Source organism: Micromonospora sp. NPDC051296 (assembly GCF_040682255.1).
GTDB lineage: Bacteria > Actinomycetota > Actinomycetes > Mycobacteriales > Micromonosporaceae > Micromonospora > Micromonospora craterilacus.
The window spans coordinates 1-1,913 of sequence record NZ_JBFBAO010000623.1; the positions used below are offsets into that span (position 1 = coordinate 1).

The 1,913-nt window shown below is 72.0% G+C and carries 2 protein-coding genes; both read right to left on the reverse strand.

Going from position 1 to position 1,913, the window contains the following annotated elements; all coding sequences use genetic code 11:
- Positions 1-96: 96 nt before the first annotated feature.
- Entirely contained in the window at positions 97-723 is a 627-nt protein-coding gene (locus AB0M52_RS33610; RefSeq protein ID WP_363961882.1) for a TetR/AcrR family transcriptional regulator, read from the reverse strand.
- A 13-nt stretch (positions 724-736) separates the two neighbouring features.
- The gene (locus AB0M52_RS33615; protein WP_363961884.1) at positions 737-1,825 is read right to left on the reverse strand and encodes an acyl-CoA dehydrogenase family protein; all 1,089 of its coding nucleotides are present in this window, start codon (positions 1,823-1,825) and stop codon (positions 737-739) included.
- Between the last annotated feature and the right edge of the window lie 88 nt (positions 1,826-1,913).

The following is a 1,913-nucleotide window of genomic DNA, read 5'->3' on the forward strand; positions in this document are numbered from 1 at the left end:
GCCGGCTCGGAAGATTCCATCTTCACTCCTGCTTACTTATCGCTCGCTCAGTTGACCGCCGCTGGGGGACGACCCCACGGCGCAGCGGGGGACCGGTCAGGCCGACCGCAGGCCGGCCATCCGGGACAGGATCGACAGGTACCGCTTCACCAGGTCGTCCAGCGAGAGCTCGCCGTCGGGCCGGTACCAGGTCGCCACCGCCTGGATGGTGCCCAGCATCGCCCGCACCGTGTCCCGGGGGTACGTGAGGTCGAAGGAGCCGTCGGCGATGCCCTCCTCGACCGCGCGCAGCAGCCGGCCCTCGATCGCCGACCGCTTGGCGATGTAGCCGCGCCGGTGCTCGGGCGACAGCGACCGCAACTCGCCGTCGAGGTAGGCGAGCTTGCCGCTGACCGCCATGTGCCGCACCAGGCACTCGACCAGGTCGTTGAAGCGCTGCATCGGGCCGCCACCGCCGGCGTCGACCAGCCGGCAGACGGTGTCCAACCGGCTGATCGAGGTGTCCAGCAGCGCGTAGAGCAGCGCCTCTTTGTTCTCGTGGTGGTAGTAGAGCGCCGGCACCGTCACCCCCACCCGGGCGGCGATGTCCCGCACCGTGGCACCGTGGTAGCCGTTCTCGTAGAACGCCTCCAGCGCCGCCGTCAGGATCGGGGTGAGCGCGACCGGGCGCGACGCCCGCGTCCGCGGGTCGTCCTCCGGAGTGCTGGCCGTCGACCGCCTCATGCCCACGACCGCCTCATGCCGAGCACTCTAGCGACAGGTCGACCAGGGGCCGGCGACGGATCTCCGCCCGGGCCACCGAGCGCAGGTGCACCTCGTCAGGCCCGTCGAAGATGCGCATGGCCCGGTGCCAGCCCCACATCGCGGCCAGCGGCACGTCGTCGCTCACCCCGGCGCCGCCGTGCACCTGGATCGCCCGGTCGATGACCTCCGTGGCGACCCGGGGCACGATCGCCTTGACCATCGCGACCTGCGCCGCCGCGGCCCGGTTGCCGGCGTCGTCGATGGTCCGCGCGGCGGCCTGGCAGAGCAGCCGAGCCTGGTCGATGGCGATCCGGGACTCGGCGATCTCCCGCTGGATCGTCTCGCGTTCCAGCAGCGGCTGCCCGAACGCGACCCGGGCGCGGGCCCGGGAGATCAGCATGGCCAGCGCGCGTTCGGCGGCCCCGAGCGCCCGCATGCAGTGGTGGATGCGACCGGGTCCGAGCCGGGCCTGCGCCATCGCGAAGCCGTCGCCCGGCGCGCCGAGCAGGTTCGCCGCCGGCACCCGTACGTCGGCGAAGCTCACCTCGCAGTGGCCGTGCTGGTCGTACCGGCCGAAGACCGGTACGTCCCGGTGCACGGTCACCCCGGGGGTGTTCCGGGGCACCAGCACGATCGAGTGCTGCCGGTGTGCCGGAGCGTCGGACTCGGTCCGGCCCAGCACGACCAGGACGGCGCACCGCGGATCGGCCAACCCGCTGGTCCACCACTTGCGGCCGTTCACCACGTATTCGTCCCCGTCGGGGCGGATCGTGGTGGCGATGTTGGTGGCGTCGCTGGAGGCGACGTCCGGCTCGGTCATCGCGAACGCCGAGCGGATCCGGCCGTCCAGCAACGGCTCCAGCCACCGCTCGCGCTGCTCGGGCGTGCCGAACAGGTGCAGCAGTTCCATGTTGCCGGTGTCCGGTGCCTGCCCGTTGATCGCCTCGGGAGCGAGTTCCAGGCTCCAGCCGGAGACCTCGGCGATGTTCGCGTAGTCCACCTGGCTCAACCCGGACTCGGCCGGCAGGAAGAGGTTCCACAGCCCGCGCCGCTTCGCGGAACGCTTGAGTTCCTCGGGCAGATCTACGCGTACCCGTTCGTCACGCCGCGTACCCGGTCACTGCTGGCCGCGGCACGACGGAACGCCGAACGCACCGGCGGCCGCAACC